The organism is Streptomyces sp. L500, from assembly GCF_054551825.1.
In genome coordinates this window covers 30,970-45,312 of sequence record NZ_JBTOLC010000037.1, presented here as the reverse complement: position 1 = coordinate 45,312, position 14,343 = coordinate 30,970, and the positions used below count along the sequence as shown (strand labels likewise).

Below are 14,343 nucleotides of genomic sequence, written 5' to 3'. Positions count from 1 at the left end.
CCGTGAGTGACCTCTCGTCAGGAGCCGGCGATGATGACGACGGCCTTGAAGGGCAGATGGGCCGGGCAGTGCGCCTGGACCAGGCGCGTGAGCCGGCTCTCCAGCGCCCGCTGGTCCTGCCCGGCGGGGGCGTTCAGGGTGACGGTGAACATGTGTCCGGTGCGGGGGGCGGGCCCCGCGTCGGTGAAGACGCGCCCCGGGTCGTCGTAGGAGAGGCTGAAGTGCGGTGACACCCAGCGCAGGATCTCCCGGGCCTCCAGCTTCAGCCCGTGGAGCGTCCCCCGATACGCCGCCAGACGGGCCGCGAGGTCGACGGCCTGACGCCGCTGGATCTCGTCCCAGCCCGGCTCCACGCGGGCCCCGGTGATCCGGATCAGCCAGTCGAGGAAGGCGGGCGGTGCGCGCCACGGGTCGAGTACCGCGTCGAGGTCGTCGAGGCGTTCCTCGGCGGGCGCCATGACCTCGCCGATCGCGGCCGCGAACGCCCGCACGACGGTGTCGTGGCCGTAGACGGCGGGCAGGGGCAGCGGACGGGTGGGGGAAGTCGGCACGGGCCTGGTCCTCCTGATCGCTCGTCGGGTGCGTGGGTCAGCCGTCCGTGGGGGCGATGAGCAGGGTGACCTCTTCGAGGAGGACCAGGCCGCCGTCGGACACCTCGACGGAGGTCACCGGCCGCCCGCCGTCGTCGATGAGCGTCACGTCGGTCGTGCCCCGCAGCCGCGGCACCTTCTCCAGGACGTCGAAGACGTCGCCGGCGTGCACCCGCCGCCCCCACGGCCAGCCCCGCCCGTCCGGCCCGCCGGCCGTGGGGTGGAAGAAACGGCGCAAGGCGCCTTCGGCCGCTGTCCGGGCCTGGTCGACGTCCGCCCGCGTGCTGCTCCACGGGCGTACGGTCGCCTCGATCCCGAAGGAGTGGTAGCGGGGTTCGCCGACGCGCAGCCGTTCGCCCAGCAGCCGGGAGGCGTCGACGACGCCCACCACGGCGGCCAGGGTCTCCGGCGGGATGCCGAAGGCGCCGTCCGGTGGTCGGACGGTCGGTTCACCGGTGACGTGCGGGACGAGGAGGACGTGGAGCGGCTCGCCCTCGCGGCGCCACACGGCGGGCTCGGTCCGCGTCCCCTTGACGAAGTAGAAGACCCCGCCGACGACGACCACGGCGTCCGGCCGCTCCTGGCACTCCGGTGAGAGGCCGGGGAAGGACTCGGAGATCAGGGACGTCACGCCCCGGCTCTCCGCCCGCGGTACGAAGGACCGGTCGGAGTAGGTGTAGGCGCGGTGGTAGAAGGTCTCGTCCTTGAAGAAGAACAGTTCGTACCCGTCGTCATCCGCCTCGTCATCGCGTTGTGGGTCGGCGAGCAGGGCGACCGCGTCGAGGTCCGCCCAGAACGAGTGCGCCGGGTCGTCGGCGTCGCCGGGCAGTCCGGGGAACTCGTCCTTGACGGGCCGTGAGAGCTCGTTCCCGTCCCAGAGGCACTGGTCCCCGTAGAACCAGAGCCTGGGCGCCGTCTCGTCCGTGCGGATCATCGCGTCGAGGCACTTCGCTTCCCGCACGGGCCCGGGCACCTCGTCGCCGTCACCGGCGGGCCCGTCCTGCTGCTCCAAGGGCAGGGCGCGCGGGGTGATGACGCCGCTGTCGTCGAAGTAGTGCACGGCCCGCAGCGGGTCGCGGGCCGCGACGGCGCTGGTGAGGACGTCGGGAGGGCGGGGCGGTGCCTGCAGGGCCGTGGGCACGCGGGAGTCGGCGGGGCGGGTGAGCGCCGTGACCCGGACCCGGGCCAGCCCCGGTACGTGCTCGTCGATGATCCGCTCGTGGTCGGCGGCCGTGACCGCGCGGCGCAGCGGTGCCAGCCCGAGGCCCGCGCGTTCCAGCGCCCGCCGCCAGTCCTCGGCCTCCTCGGACGCGGCGACGACCGTCTCGACGACGGCCGTCAGACCGGGCAGGGACACCGTCAGGGGCGCGCCGGCCTGGACCCCGCCCTCCCGGCCCCGGAACACGTCGTACTCCGCGCCGATCCGCGCGCCTTCCGGCGGCACCTCCCCATGCTGCCGCGCGCCGCCCTCGGCGGGGACCAGCGGCCCGAAGACCACCTCGCACGAGGCGTCGTCCCACCAGTGGACCTGATCACCCGGCCCCGCCCCGGCGAACGTCGGCACCGCCCGCCACTCGACGCCCCCCACGCGGACGGTCATCGGCGGCCCGAACGGCGGTTCCGCCACCGGGGCGCCCGGCCGCCACGGACGGTGGCGAGTCGGGAAACGCCCGGCGGGACGGCCGTCGGCGACGCCCAGCACCTCGGTGACCCGTACGAGTCGCTCGTCCGCCTCCACCGCTCCCGTGGTGCGCGCCCCCTCCAGGACGAGCGGTGCCACGGTCGCCAGCACGACCGGCTCCTCGCCCTCGGTGCGCACCTCGGTGCCCGCCGGGATCTCGCGCCGCCCGGTCGCCCCGTCGGTCCGGGTGAACGCGACCACGATCCGCGTCGGCGACGCGGGAAGGGGAGTGATGCCCATGAGTCGCAGCAGCGCGAACCGCTGCCGGGCCGTCATGCGATGGACGCGGTAGAGCAGCTGGTCGGTCCGTTCGGCGCAGGCCTCGATGAGGGTGATGCCGGGGTCGGAGACGTTGTGGTCGGTCCACTCGGGCACCCGCCGCGGGAGGGCGCGTTTGGCGGCGTCCACCAGCGGCTGGAACCGCAGGTCGTCCAGGTCGGGGACGGGAACACCGGACGGGTCGGCGGGGGAAACGGACGGGTCGGTCATGACAGGGGTCACTCCACCGGGGAGTCGCCGGGCAGGGTGTAGAAGGGGAAGACGAGGTTGCGGGGTTCGTTGGTGGCGCGCAGCCGGTAGCGGATGTCGATGTAGAGCACTCCGAGATCAGTCGTGTCCATGCTGAACAGCAGGTCGTCGACCTCGATGCGCGGCTCCCACCGGTCGAGGGCGCGGCGGACCTCCACGTCGGCGCGGGCGACGGTGGTGGCGTCGAGCGGGTCGAAGACCAGGGCGTGGACGCCGCAGCCGAACTCCGGCCGCATCGGCCGCTCGCCCGGCGCGGTGGACAGGACCAGGCGCATCGCCTGCTCCACGTCCTCGGCGCCGCGCGCCAGACCCACCCGTCCCGTACCGGTGATGACGGCGGGGAACGCCCACCCCGCGCCGATGATGTCCACGGTCGCCCTCCCGCCCGCGCGTGCCGGTGTACTGAGGTCAGAGGTCAGTTGATGTCGACGGTGTCGCCGGTGATTCCGGTCCGCCGCCCGTCCAGCGAGAGCTGCCCGGTGCTGGTGACGTTCACGGTGGCCCCCTTGAGCGTGAGCCCGCCGCCGCCCTTGCCGTCGTCGGCCGTGACGGTGACGGTCCCCGCCCTGAGGACCAGGCTGCCGCCCGTGCCCGCGTCGACGGTGACGGTGCCCTCGCCGCGCGCGTCCAGCGAGACCCGCAGCGTTCTGCCGCCCTCGCCCGCCGTCAGGACGATGGTGCTGTCCTTGCGGTCGAGATGGGTGGTGAGCTTCCCGTCACCCGTCCGCAGCCGTACGCCCTGGGGGCCGTCGGCGGCGCTGAGGAGCTCCACGAGATCGCCCGAACGGGACGCCAGGGAACGCCGGTTGGCGCGCCCGGTGCCCGAGTCCACCAGGGGCAGACCGTGGTCGGTGGGGGAGTCGACGCCGTTGTACAGACCACCGAGGACGTACGGCCGGTCGAGACGCCCGTGCTCGAAGCAGACGAGCACCTCGTCCCCGGCCTCCACGGGGAAGACCCCGCCACCACCGGCCCCGCCCCACTGCACGGAGCGCGCCCAGTCCGTCACATAGTCCTGCGACAGCCACGGCAGACGCAGCCGTACGGCACCGCGCTCGCCCTGCCCCGGTTCCTTGATGTCCGTGACGATCCCCACCGCCACCCCCAACGAGCACAGCGCCGGCGGGTACGGCACGACGGGCGGCGGCAACGGGCCGACCCCCACCTCCGTCCGGTAGCCGTGGTCACCGTCGAAGGTGTGGCGGCAGGAGGTGAGCGTGTACTTGCCGGCGAACGGCTCACCCACCCCGGCCAGCGTCACCGGCACCCCCGCCGCGAGCTCGGGCGTGCCCGCCACCTCGGCGGACAGCGCCGCCATGGAGGCCGCCGCCTCCTGCGCCAGCGCGTGCGCCGCCACGTCCACCTGACCGGCGGTGGTGCAACCCCGGCCGGCGACGAGCAGATCCGGTGCCGCCCCCGGAAACGCCGTGCCCAGCCGCGCGGGCGTGACCCCCAGCCGCAGCCGCGAGCTGTCCCCGGCCCCGGCCCGCGCCGACACCGCGGCCTTGCCGACCGGATCCCACCCGCGCACCTCCACCCCGGCCACCTGCCCCTCGGACGACACCGAGGCACGCAACGCCAGCAGGTTCTCCCCGAGCTCCAGGACGAACGGACTGCGATCCGCCCCCGTACCCGGCGCGGGCGCGCCGCCCGCCGCCGCCGGGCGGCTCATGTGGACGGTGTCCCCCTCGACCGACAGCCGCAGCCCCCGCTGGTCGGCGAGGTGACGGAGCAACTCCCAGTCCGTCAGATTGGGCTGGGCCAGATACGGGATCCGGGTGCGCTCCGCGTCGACACGGCCCGCCTTCAGTCCGTGCCGGGCCACGGCCTGCCCGACGACCTCGGCCACCGTGGTGTCCACGTACGCGGCCACCCGCCGCCCCCGCGCCAGCCGCTGACCCCGGTCCATGGCCCGCACGGTCGTGAACGTCCCGTCCGAGTTCACCTCGGTCTCCAGCGCCGTGACCTCACCGTCGAAGATCCCCAACCGGGTCCGGCGCCGCGCCACGGCCACCGACACGGTCACCGGCACCCCCACCGCGATCCCGGCCGAGGCCAGCAACCGGTGCGCGGGATCCCGGAACCGCAGCGTCGCCCCGGCGGGGAGCCCCACCATCGTCTCGACACACGCCTCGACCAACTGGTCGGCCCACTCCTCCCGCAGGGGCGAGCGGAAGGCCACGACCGGCTCCGCCGCGTACAGCCGCTCCGTCACCCGGCACCCCCCGTGACACGCTCCTCCAGCACCGGCAGCACCAGCACCGTGCCCACCGGCACCCGCGCCGGATCGTCCACGTCGTTCGCCCGGGCGATCTCCCGCCACCGCCCCGGATCCCCGTACGCCTGCCAGGCCAGGCCCGCCAGGCTGTCCCCGGCGACCACCAGATGCGTGTCCACCGGCCCGTCACCGCCCGACGTCGGATTCTGCCGGGGCACCGTCCCCCCGACCTCCTCCAGGGAGACGGCGCACTGGGCACGCAGCGGCGTCCCGTCGTGCCCGAACCGCGTGTACTCCGCGTCCACCCGCGTCACCAGGGCGAGAAACGCGGTCGTCCGCGCATGACCCCACGCCAGCCGCACCCATGGCGCGGAAGCCGGCTTCGACGCGGTGCTCCGCGCGGTCGGAGCACAGCAGTCGAGCAGCTTCTCCACCTGGTCCTGCACGCTCGGCCCCGGACCGGAGGCGTCCAGGAACACGTCCAGCGTCATCGTCCGCGGCTGCGCCCCCACGAACTGCGCCCGCGCCGCCTCCCCGTTGGACGGCGCCCGGCTGCGGTCCCAGACGGCCTGCTTGCCGACCCGCACCCGCTCCGGGTTGAACTGCAACTTGACCCGGCCGCGTTCGGGCCCCGGGGAGGTCCCCGCACCCGTCGGGGGATCGTAGATCACGAGGGCGGCGCGCACGGGTGCGCCGCCGAGCAGCTCGGACAGCATGCGTTCCTCTCCGACGGAATCGACTGACGGGAGCTCCTGACGGAATCGACTGACGGGTGGCGGTCAGACGGTGATGCCGAGGAACCCGTTGTGGGCGATCTCCAAGGTCTCGCGGGCCGCCTGCGACTGCTCGACGTCGAACCCCGGGCCGCTCCAGCGCACCGGCAGCACCCCGTCGAGCAGCCACCGCACGAGCGGTCTCCGGTCCGGGCCGAGCGCCACGAGCTGCCCGGGAAGCCGCATGGGCTCGACCATCTGCTGCTGCATCCACGCCCACACGAGCACGGTCTCCCGCGTCAGCGGCCTGCTGAGCACGACGTTGGTGTAGCGCAGCCGCGTCGGCAGTTGCCACACGTGCCCGTTCGTCCCGCCCTCCACTCGCTCCTCCACCTCCATGGCACAGCCCAGCCCCTCGCACGCCGTGAACGAACCGAGGGCGTGGATGCCGATGGACAACTGGAAGTGGGAACTGACGGCGAACGGCTGGTCGGTCATGGACGGACACTCCGGGGTCGGTCGTCGGGCGGCGGTCGTTCATCGGGGTACGGCGCTTCCCCACGCCCCACCGTCCGGCGGCGGCTCGGCCCGCGGCGGCCACTGCGGCCGGGCCCGGACCCGGCGCGTCCGCCGCTCCAGCTCCAGCGCGGGGAGCACGGCATCGGCCAGCAACCCGGCGTGCCGCAGGGCGACTTCCCGCGCGACGGCGAAGGCGTCCGGCGAGGGAGGGGCGGGGGGTGTGGCGGGCGGCCGGGGTGCGGGTGCGCGCGTCCCTCTGACGGCTTCGCCGGGGGGTGGGGTGGACGGCTGCGGAGCCGGGGGGCGCGTTCCCTGGAGGACTTCGCCGGGCGGTGGTGGCGGTGCCGACGGTGTGGGCGGGGGGAACGCGAAGGGCATGGCCGTGTCGGGCACACGGCTGATCGGGCGCCCGACGTGAAAGCGGGCGGCGGTTGGCGGCGGCGCGCCTTGGCCGGGTGGGGCGGGGGCGATTCCGGGTTCCGGGCGGATGACGGTTCGTTGGACAGCGCGTTCCTTGCCGTCCGGCGGCTTCGGGGGGAGGGCCGCGCTGGGGGAAGGCGGCGCCCCGGGTGGCACCACCCCGGACGGCGCCGTCCCGTACGGCGACGTCTCGGCGAGTCCCGGGGGCGGCTCGGGGGCGTCGGCCGGCCCTCGTATGCCGGACCGGGGGCCGTATCCCGCTGCCGGGCTCCACGGCGGCGTCACGACCGGATTCCGTCGCTCCTCGACGGGGCCGGGACGAGGGACGGGTCCGGCCTCTTTACCGACGCGCACGTACCCGCTCGTGGGGCCTTCGCCCACCGCACCGGCCTCCCGTGGACGTTCGACGCCGCCGAGCCGGGTGCCCGGGGCGGGCGCGTTCCCTGACCGGGGCCGGGGCCGTAAGGGTTCGGTCACCCCATCCGGCCCCTCCGTGGCAGGAGGCCCACCGGACACCACCACCTTCGCCACTGGCAGGGACACGGGCGCAACCCGGGGCACTACCACCTCCGCCACAGCCGGGGACCCGGGAACAACCCCGGGCACCACCACCTCCGCCACGGGCAGGCACACGGGCGCAGGCCCAGGCACAGCCCCCGGCTCTGTCACAGCCACGGGTGGCCCTGTCATGGCCCCAGGCCCCGCCACAGCCACGGATGTTCCCGCCACAGCCACAGGTGCCCCCGCCACAGCCCCCCGCGGCACCCCCACAGCCCCGGAGCCGTCGGAGCCGTCGGCGAACTGAGGCAGGGGCGCGACGGGCACGCCCCGGAGGATCCCCGCGCCCAGCGCCAGCGGCACGCCCCGTGGTAGGAGCCGGCTGCCCGCCGTGACGACCGGCGCGGGGCGCCACGCCGCGAGGCCCCGGCGGAAGGCCAGGGGCCCGTCGGCGGACGGCATCGGCAGGCGCAGCAGCCCGACGGGCGCGACCTCGCGCCAAGCCGCCGCGCGCGCGGCGCTCACCGGCCCTCCCCCGCCGTGCTGTTGATCCTGGCGATCTCACGCACCCAGGCGCGCCGCTCCTCGTGGGGGAGGGTGAGGATGTCCCCGTACGCCCAGTGGAAGTGGTAGGCGATGTAGGCGGTCTCCTCGCGGAGCCGGCGCGGCGGGTGCGTCATGTTTCCCCCAGGCGGCCGCCGGGCGCCGACGCGGGCAGCGCGAAGCTCGTGCCGCAGGAGGGGCAGGCGACGGCGCCGTGGCCGGTGTCCAGGCCGTTGATCCGCCGGTAGAAGTCCTGGAGGTAGGCGAGGTCCTGGGCGAAGAGCCGTTCCACCACGCCCGCGTGGATGTCGGTGACGGTCCCCAGCCGGGTGACGACCAGGCTCAGGAGGACGACTCCGAGGTAGGCGGGGTTCTCCCGGACGCGCTGGTCGATCAGGGGTGACAGTTCGTCACGGGCGGTGGCGAGCCGCATGGAACCCCGGCGGTGGACGGTGCCTGAGCCGTCCACATAGCCGTGGGGGAGCTCGAAGTCGAACTCCGTGCGCAGCGGCGATCCGTTCTCGGGCATGCGGGGCGGTATCCTCCCTCGGGCGTCCGAGCCGCGCCGCCCCCGGCCCCCGCCGGCGCGGGGACCGGGGACGTGCGGTCGAGCGGTGGGCGTGCGGCGGCGGTCAGGTGATGTTCTGCCGGAGGAGCAGACTCACCCAGGTGTCGTCCACCGACACCTCCACCGAGAAGTCGCCCTGCTTGTCCCCGGCCGTCAGCACGGGGGAGTCGGCGGAGCCGTCGGCCCCGCTGGGCACGTGGACGACGTCCGTTCCGCCGGGGAAGGACGCCATGTTCTCCCCGAGGATCCGGAACGTGACCTGGACGCCCTCGACCGTGTTGCCCTGGGCGTCCTCCACGATCACCTTCATCGGGTTGTCGAAGGACTTCCCCGGGGGCACGGTCTGCCCCGCGCCGGACACGTAGCGGACCCGGTCCGCCCTGCCCGGCTGGGGGTTGACGGTCAGCCGGGTGAAGGAGGCGACGGCGTCCGACTCCGTCCAGCGGGCGGTGACGGGGCAGGGGCCTTCCTGGAGCGGGGTGAGCAAGGAACTGGTGGCGAAGCCGAGTTGCTCGCTCTGGGAGCCGGTGTGCCTGATCTCGGTGTGCTCGCCGTTCTCGAAGACGCCGGCGCCCTCCTCGACGGAGAACTCGATCTTCTGCCCGCCCACCGGGGTGCCGTCGAGGAGCATCGCCTTGACCTCGAACGGCTTGGGGAAGTGCTGCCCGACGGTCGTCTTCTGGTCGTCGCCCGAGACCGCCGCGAGCCGGTGCCGGGACACGCGCTGCAGGGCCCTCCGTCCGGACAGCGCGATCCACAGCCGGCTGTCGCCGGACATGGTGAGCCCCGAGGGCCGTGAGCCCTGGCCCGTGGGGATCGTGGCGGCCCGGGTCTTGTCCGGCAGCACATAGCCGACGGCGTCGCCGGCGGTGCTCACGAACCAGAGGGTGCCGTCCGCCGTCGCCAGCATGTGGTTGGCCGCGAACGGCGTCTCGACGCGCGTGAGCGTGCCGTCGGCGACGGTGTACTTGAAGACGACCTTGTCCTTGGTGGCCACCCACACGACGTCGCCGGCCGGGGCGGCCGCGACGTCCCGGGGCTCCACGCCCAGGAGGATGGGGGAGCCGAAGGTGCCCGTGCTGGCGTCGTAGGGGATCAACGCCTTGCCCTTGGGGGAGGTCAGCCAATAGCGGGCCCGCTGCTGAGCCGCGATCGAGACGCCGTACAGGCCGTCGGGGTACATCATCGAGTACGAGACGCCGCCTCCGGAGTCGACGAAGGCCAGCTGGCCCCAGCTGATCAGCGGGGCGACGAGGCGGGGGCGCCCGTCCTTGTTCAGGCCCAGGGCCAGGGCGCGGCAGTCCGTCGCGCCGTTCAGCGCGTACACCTGGTACTGGCCGTCGGTCGTGCACCTGACGAAGGCCGAGGCCTTCTCGTCGGTGACGAACGTCCACGCCCCGTGGCCCGTCCACGTGACGAGGGAGTTGGCGGTGCCGGTGATCCCCGGGCCCGGACTGAAGACGGTGTTGCCCCAGGGGCTGCGGGGCTCGAAGTGGCCCATGACGCCCTGGGCGGTGACGAACCATACGTTCTGGTCGTCGTTGTTCCAGGCCACGTCGACGGCGGAGGCGTCGATGGGGAACGTGTCGGAATCGGTGAGGGGCGGCGGCGCTGCGGATGGCATGGGGATTCTCCTTCCGGCGGACTGGCACGGCACGGTCGGCTGGAACGGTCGGACTGGAACGGTCCGGGTGGCGCGGCGCGCGCCGCTAGTCCGACGTGACCGTCAGGGTCGTCGCCGCGTGCGGCTCGGTGCTGCCGAGGCCGACGCTGATGACCGCGTCCTCCTGGACATCGCCGGCGATCACGGCCGGCAGGGCGACCCGGCCCCGCTGGTCGGTGATGATCACACGCTCGTGGGTGCCGTCCTCGAAGGCCGCCCCCTCGGCGTCGATCCGGCAGGTGAGGGGGACGCCCGGCACGGGGCGCCCGTTCGCGACGTACTCGGCGATCAGCGGGTGGGCGACGTGGTCCTTCATGTGGACCTCCGACTCGCCCTGGGCCACGATCTGGGTACGGCCCAGGCGCGAGGGCGCCCCGTACGGGGGCGGGGGCACCGTGTAGCTGCCCACGGTCTTCTTGGTGGGGTTGGTGTACCAGAGCTTGCCGTCGGCGGCGACGCAGATTCCCTTGGCACCGCCGCCGTTGGGCAGCCGCACCAGGAAGCCGCCCGTGTTCAGCCGCGCGTCGAACTCGTGCAGCCCCTCGCTGGAGGCCACCCACAGCTCACCCGTCGGGCCGAGCGCCAGCTGCTGGGGAATGGCCGTGCCCAGGTCCGCCGTGCGCGCGGTGCCGGTGCTGAGATCGAAGCGGATGACCTGGTTGGGGTTGGTGGCGGTCAGCCATACCGCGGTCGTGTCCGCGATGACGTAGAAGGGTTTCTGGCCGCTCCGGAGCACCTCGATCCGCTCCCATGCCATCGCACCGGGGGAGCGGCGGTAGAGGCCGTTCTCGCTCCTGACCGGGTTGGTGGTCCGGTTCTGGCCCGTGGCCCAGTAGGTGTGGATCTTCCCGGTGGAGTCGGTGGTGACGGCCACGTCCCAGAGCCAGGTGCTCTGGCTGACCGGCATCCGGTCGATGGTGCCGTGGCTGGGGGTGAGAATGCCGACGTAACTGTGCTGGGGCTCGGCGAAGATGAGGCTGTACTCGTAGAGCGGGGTGCCGGGTTGTCCCACGTTGGTGGTCCGGAGCTTGATGCTCTCGGCCTTGGCGTCGGCCTCCAGCGGGAAGAACTGGACGGCGTTCATCCCCGTCGTCTCCATGATCACGATGGGGTCCTCCTGCGCCGGCGGTGCCGGAGCGGCGAACCAGACCCGTTGGAGACCGTCGGGATCCTTGATGATCCCGGCGCTGAGCTGCGGAATCATCGAATGGTTCACCACTTGCTGACTGTTTCCGGCATTGGGATTGACCCGGATGATGGCCTTGCTCGAGGTGGTCACCCAGAGGTACCTGGCGTTCCCCTGGGCCAGCGAGTGGGGTGTGAAGTTCCCGATCGAGTATTCCTGGATCGTTCCGGGCTCCGACACTGTGGTGTTCCCCCTCCGGTCCGTGTGACGGTCGCCTGAACACGTCGGGCCCGCGCGACAGCGCATGACGGTGGAACGCGACAGCGCATGACGGTGAGAGCGGCAGGATCCGGTGGCTCGCGCGGGGGCGGCGTTCGGCTCGTCGAGACTATGCCGTCAGCACTACCGTCGACACCCGGGCGAACCGGCCACCTGGAGCCCGTGCCCACGGCTTCCGGACAAGGGGTGGGGTCACCTGGCCCGCAGTGGCGCAGGACCTGCGGAGCGGGGGGATCCGGTGCCCCGTGTTCCGCACCGCGGGCCCGGCGGCTCCGGGCGCACTCATGGCTGTCAAGAGCGCGCGCACTCCGTCACCGCGACAGGACAGTATGGCCGGAATTCAGCCGAGAACCGTTTTTCTGCCCGAACGGGAATCACTCGATGGCGAAAAAAGAACATCCCATGATTGGTCCGGACTTTGCGGTTGATTATGGGGCGGGTGGGGCGGGGTGAGCGCACCCCCGGTCGACGCGACAACCCCCGGAGGGAGGCGCACGCTGGAGAGAGACCCACGCCAAGACGGACCCACGGCGAGACGACACCAACGGGAAGTCCCATGCGAGCGACACTGATCTACGGCGCCGGTGACATCCGGGTCGAGAACGTACCCGACCCCCGTATCCAGGACCCCACGGACGCCGTGGTGCGCGTCGTGCGCTCGTGCGTCTGCGGCAGCGACCTGTGGCCCTACGGCTCCAGACCGGCCACGGAGGAGGGCGAACGCATCGGCCACGAATTCCTCGGCGTCGTGGAGGAGACCGGCCCTGAGGTCACCGCACCGAAGGCCGGCGACCTCGTGGTCGCACCCTTCGCCTACGCCGACAACACCTGCCGGTTCTGCGCGGAGGGCCTCCACACCTCCTGCCCGCGCGGCGGTTACTGGGGCCAGAACGGCGTGGACGGCGGCCAGGGCGAAGCCGTACGCAGCCCCTGGGCCCAGGGCACCCTGGTCAAACTGCCCGTCGGCGAGGACTCCGCCCTGCTGCCCTCGCTGCTCACCCTCTCCGACGTCTTCTGCACCGGCCACCACTGCGCCGTCACGGCCGGGGTCGACGCCCGGACGACGGTGACGGTCATCGGCGACGGCGCCGTCGGCCTGTCGGCGGTGCTGGCGGCCAGGCGGCTCGGCGCCGAACGGATCCTGCTGATGGGCCGCCACGAGGCCCGCACCGCCCTCGGCCGCGACTTCGGGGCCACCGACGTGATCCCCGAACGCGGCGACGAAGGCGTCGCGCGCGTAAGGGAGTTGACCGACGGTGAGGGCACCCACGCAGTGCTGGAGTGCGTCGGCACCAAGCCCGCGCTCACCACGGCACTCGCGGTGGTGCGCGACGGCGGAGTGGTCAGCAGGGTCGGGGTGCCGCAGTACGAGGAGGGACCGGCCGGGTACGAGATGTTCAGCCGCAACGTCACCCTCACCGGCGGTGTCGCGCCCGCCCGCGCCTACATCGAGGAGCTGCTCCCCGACGTCCTCGACGGCACGATCGAACCCGGCAGGGTCTTCGACCGCACCGTGGGCCTGGACGGCGTCCCGGACGGCTACCGCGCCATGGCGGACCGCGAGGCCCTGAAAGTGCTCATCGCACCCTGAACCGGCCCCGCGCCGCCGCCTACCCCGGAACCCGGGGGCTCACGAACATGCGGATGTCGTCGGCCGCCCAGAGCACGAACCGTTCGATCGGCCTCACCTCGTGCCCCGGCACGGGCCGGAACCGGAACCGCTTGAGCAGCACCGCCAGGACCAGCTCGGCCTCGACCATGGCCAGCCCCGCGCCCTCGCAACCGCGCGGCCCGAGCCCGAAGGGGATGTAGGCCAGCCGCGGCCGCTTGGCCACCTCCTCCGGCGTGAACCGCTCGGGCACGAACTGCTCGGGCTCCGGCCAGTAGTCGGGGTTCATGTGGACCGCCCAGAACGGATAGAAGACCGTTGCCCCGGCCGGTATCTCGTACTCGCCCAGGACCAGGGCCTCGGTCGTCTCCCGCGCGCCGTACGGGCCCGGAGGGTACAGCCGCATCGCCTCCTTGAGGACCATCTCCAGGTACGTGAGCCGCCGCAGGTCGGCGTACCCGGGTGCCGCGCGGTCGCCCAGGACGCGGTCGAGTTCCTCGGCGACGCGTTCGGCCACCTCCGGGTGCCGGCCCAGCAGATGCAGGGTCCACGACACGGCCACGCCGGTCGTGTGATGGGCCGCCAGCATCGTCATCATGACGGTGTCGCGAATCCGCGCGGGCCGCTCACCGGCGTCGACGAGCGCCCCGACCAGATCGCTCCGGTCCACCCGGCCGCCCGCGCGCCGCGCCGCGACCACCCGGTCGACCACCGCGCGCAGATGGGCGAGAGCCTCCTCCGCGCGCCCGGCACGCCCCTCTGTGCCTTCCACGGCCGGCGCCCGGTACAGCCGTCCCAGGTATTCGGTGAGCACCTCCTCGAAGGCGGTGACGACCCGGTCGGGATCCTCGACGTCGCCGCCCAGCGCGTACGCGCAGATCATCCGCAGTGACAGCGCGGTGAGGTCCTTCTGCGGCTCGACGGGCCCACGGCCGGCCCGCTCGGCCCAGCGGCCGGCGACCTCCGTCGTCAGCGCGGTGAACCGCGCGAAGTGCCGCTCGTGGGAAGGACGCCCGGCCAGCACCGACAACAGCAGACGCCGCCACGGCGTGTGCTCGCCGGCCGGCAGCACCTGAAGGTTCCCCGCCTCGCACAGCGGCGCGAGGAACTCGAACAGCCGCTCGGGACGCTTGTCGATGTGAGCCGTCGCCTCCAGCAGCACGGGGTCGGCGACCGACACGGCCGTCTCCGCGCCGGGAAGCTGGAACCGTACGACGGGTCCGTACTCGGCGTGCAGCCGCAACTGATAGACGTGCAGTCCGCCCGCCGCCGCCACGGCGCCCACGCCGCCGTCCGCCCGGGGCTCGGGACCAGGGATGCGCATGACCACTGCTTCCTCTCCTTCCCTCCGACAGACCGATTCACGGGGCGCCGCGCGCGAACCGCAA

12 protein-coding genes are annotated in these 14,343 nt (G+C 73.2%); 1 reads left to right on the top strand and 11 read right to left on the bottom strand.

The window, feature by feature from the left end; all coding sequences use genetic code 11:
• Positions 1-17: 17 nt before the first annotated feature.
• The 10 genes from ACX9I7_RS25770 to ACX9I7_RS25725 form a co-directional block, all read right to left on the bottom strand.
• The gene (locus ACX9I7_RS25770) at positions 18-551 is read right to left on the bottom strand and encodes a phage tail protein (protein WP_387576831.1); all 534 of its coding nucleotides are present in this window, start codon (positions 549-551) and stop codon (positions 18-20) included.
• A 37-nt stretch (positions 552-588) separates the two neighbouring features.
• Positions 589-2,760: a baseplate J/gp47 family protein gene (locus ACX9I7_RS25765; protein ID WP_459388663.1), complete on the bottom strand. Its 2,172-nt coding sequence runs from the start codon at positions 2,758-2,760 to the stop codon at positions 589-591.
• A gap of 8 nt (positions 2,761-2,768) precedes the next feature.
• Positions 2,769-3,170: a GPW/gp25 family protein gene (locus ACX9I7_RS25760; RefSeq protein WP_459388662.1), complete on the bottom strand. Its 402-nt coding sequence runs from the start codon at positions 3,168-3,170 to the stop codon at positions 2,769-2,771.
• Between the two features lie 44 nt (positions 3,171-3,214).
• Complete coding sequence (locus tag ACX9I7_RS25755; protein ID WP_459388661.1) at positions 3,215-5,014, bottom strand: VgrG-related protein; 1,800 nt, start codon at positions 5,012-5,014, stop codon at positions 3,215-3,217.
• Positions 5,011-5,733, bottom strand: a complete 723-nt coding sequence (locus ACX9I7_RS25750) for a CIS tube protein (RefSeq protein ID WP_459388660.1) — start codon at positions 5,731-5,733, stop codon at positions 5,011-5,013. Before ACX9I7_RS25750 ends, ACX9I7_RS25755 begins: the two co-directional genes overlap by 4 nt.
• A gap of 63 nt (positions 5,734-5,796) precedes the next feature.
• Entirely contained in the window at positions 5,797-6,228 is a 432-nt protein-coding gene (locus tag ACX9I7_RS25745; protein WP_459388659.1) for a phage tail protein, read from the bottom strand.
• Positions 6,229-7,688: 1,460 nt separating this feature from the next.
• Positions 7,689-7,847 (bottom strand): DUF6760 family protein, encoded by a 159-nt coding sequence (locus ACX9I7_RS25740; RefSeq protein WP_164737679.1) that lies wholly within the window; start codon positions 7,845-7,847, stop codon positions 7,689-7,691.
• Entirely contained in the window at positions 7,844-8,239 is a 396-nt protein-coding gene (locus ACX9I7_RS25735) for a hypothetical protein (RefSeq protein ID WP_387576814.1), read from the bottom strand. The genes ACX9I7_RS25740 and ACX9I7_RS25735 overlap by 4 nt, the downstream gene beginning before the upstream one ends.
• Before the next feature lie 103 nt (positions 8,240-8,342).
• Positions 8,343-9,902: an NHL repeat-containing protein gene (locus ACX9I7_RS25730; protein WP_459388658.1), complete on the bottom strand. Its 1,560-nt coding sequence runs from the start codon at positions 9,900-9,902 to the stop codon at positions 8,343-8,345.
• A gap of 85 nt (positions 9,903-9,987) precedes the next feature.
• Positions 9,988-11,160 (bottom strand): Vgb family protein, encoded by a 1,173-nt coding sequence (locus ACX9I7_RS25725; RefSeq protein WP_387576809.1) that lies wholly within the window; start codon positions 11,158-11,160, stop codon positions 9,988-9,990.
• A gap of 742 nt (positions 11,161-11,902) precedes the next feature.
• On the opposite strand from ACX9I7_RS25725, the gene ACX9I7_RS25720 reads away from it, so the two are divergent.
• Positions 11,903-12,937, top strand: coding sequence for a zinc-binding dehydrogenase (locus ACX9I7_RS25720; protein WP_459388657.1), 1,035 nt, complete (start codon positions 11,903-11,905; stop codon positions 12,935-12,937).
• A gap of 19 nt (positions 12,938-12,956) precedes the next feature.
• Here the strand turns inward: ACX9I7_RS25720 and ACX9I7_RS25715 are convergent, their stop codons facing one another.
• The gene (locus tag ACX9I7_RS25715; protein WP_459388656.1) at positions 12,957-14,279 is read right to left on the bottom strand and encodes a cytochrome P450; all 1,323 of its coding nucleotides are present in this window, start codon (positions 14,277-14,279) and stop codon (positions 12,957-12,959) included.
• Positions 14,280-14,343: the final 64 nt, after the last annotated feature.

Bases quoted from the DNA above. Each gene is read 5' to 3' on its own strand.
- ACX9I7_RS25765 (WP_459388663.1), bottom strand. From the start codon at position 2,760: ATGACCGACCCGTCCGTTTCCCCCGCCGACCCGTCCGGTGTTCCCGTC.
- ACX9I7_RS25715 (WP_459388656.1), bottom strand. From the start codon at position 14,279: ATGCGCATCCCTGGTCCCGAGCCCCGGGCGGACGGCGGCGTGGGCGCC.
- ACX9I7_RS25745 (WP_459388659.1), bottom strand. From the start codon at position 6,228: ATGACCGACCAGCCGTTCGCCGTCAGTTCCCACTTCCAGTTGTCCATC.
- ACX9I7_RS25750 (WP_459388660.1), bottom strand. From the start codon at position 5,733: ATGCTGTCCGAGCTGCTCGGCGGCGCACCCGTGCGCGCCGCCCTCGTG.
- ACX9I7_RS25730 (WP_459388658.1), bottom strand. From the start codon at position 9,902: ATGCCATCCGCAGCGCCGCCGCCCCTCACCGATTCCGACACGTTCCCC.
- ACX9I7_RS25735 (WP_387576814.1), bottom strand. From the start codon at position 8,239: ATGCCCGAGAACGGATCGCCGCTGCGCACGGAGTTCGACTTCGAGCTC.
- ACX9I7_RS25720 (WP_459388657.1), top strand. From the start codon at position 11,903: ATGCGAGCGACACTGATCTACGGCGCCGGTGACATCCGGGTCGAGAAC.
- ACX9I7_RS25740 (WP_164737679.1), bottom strand. From the start codon at position 7,847: ATGACGCACCCGCCGCGCCGGCTCCGCGAGGAGACCGCCTACATCGCC.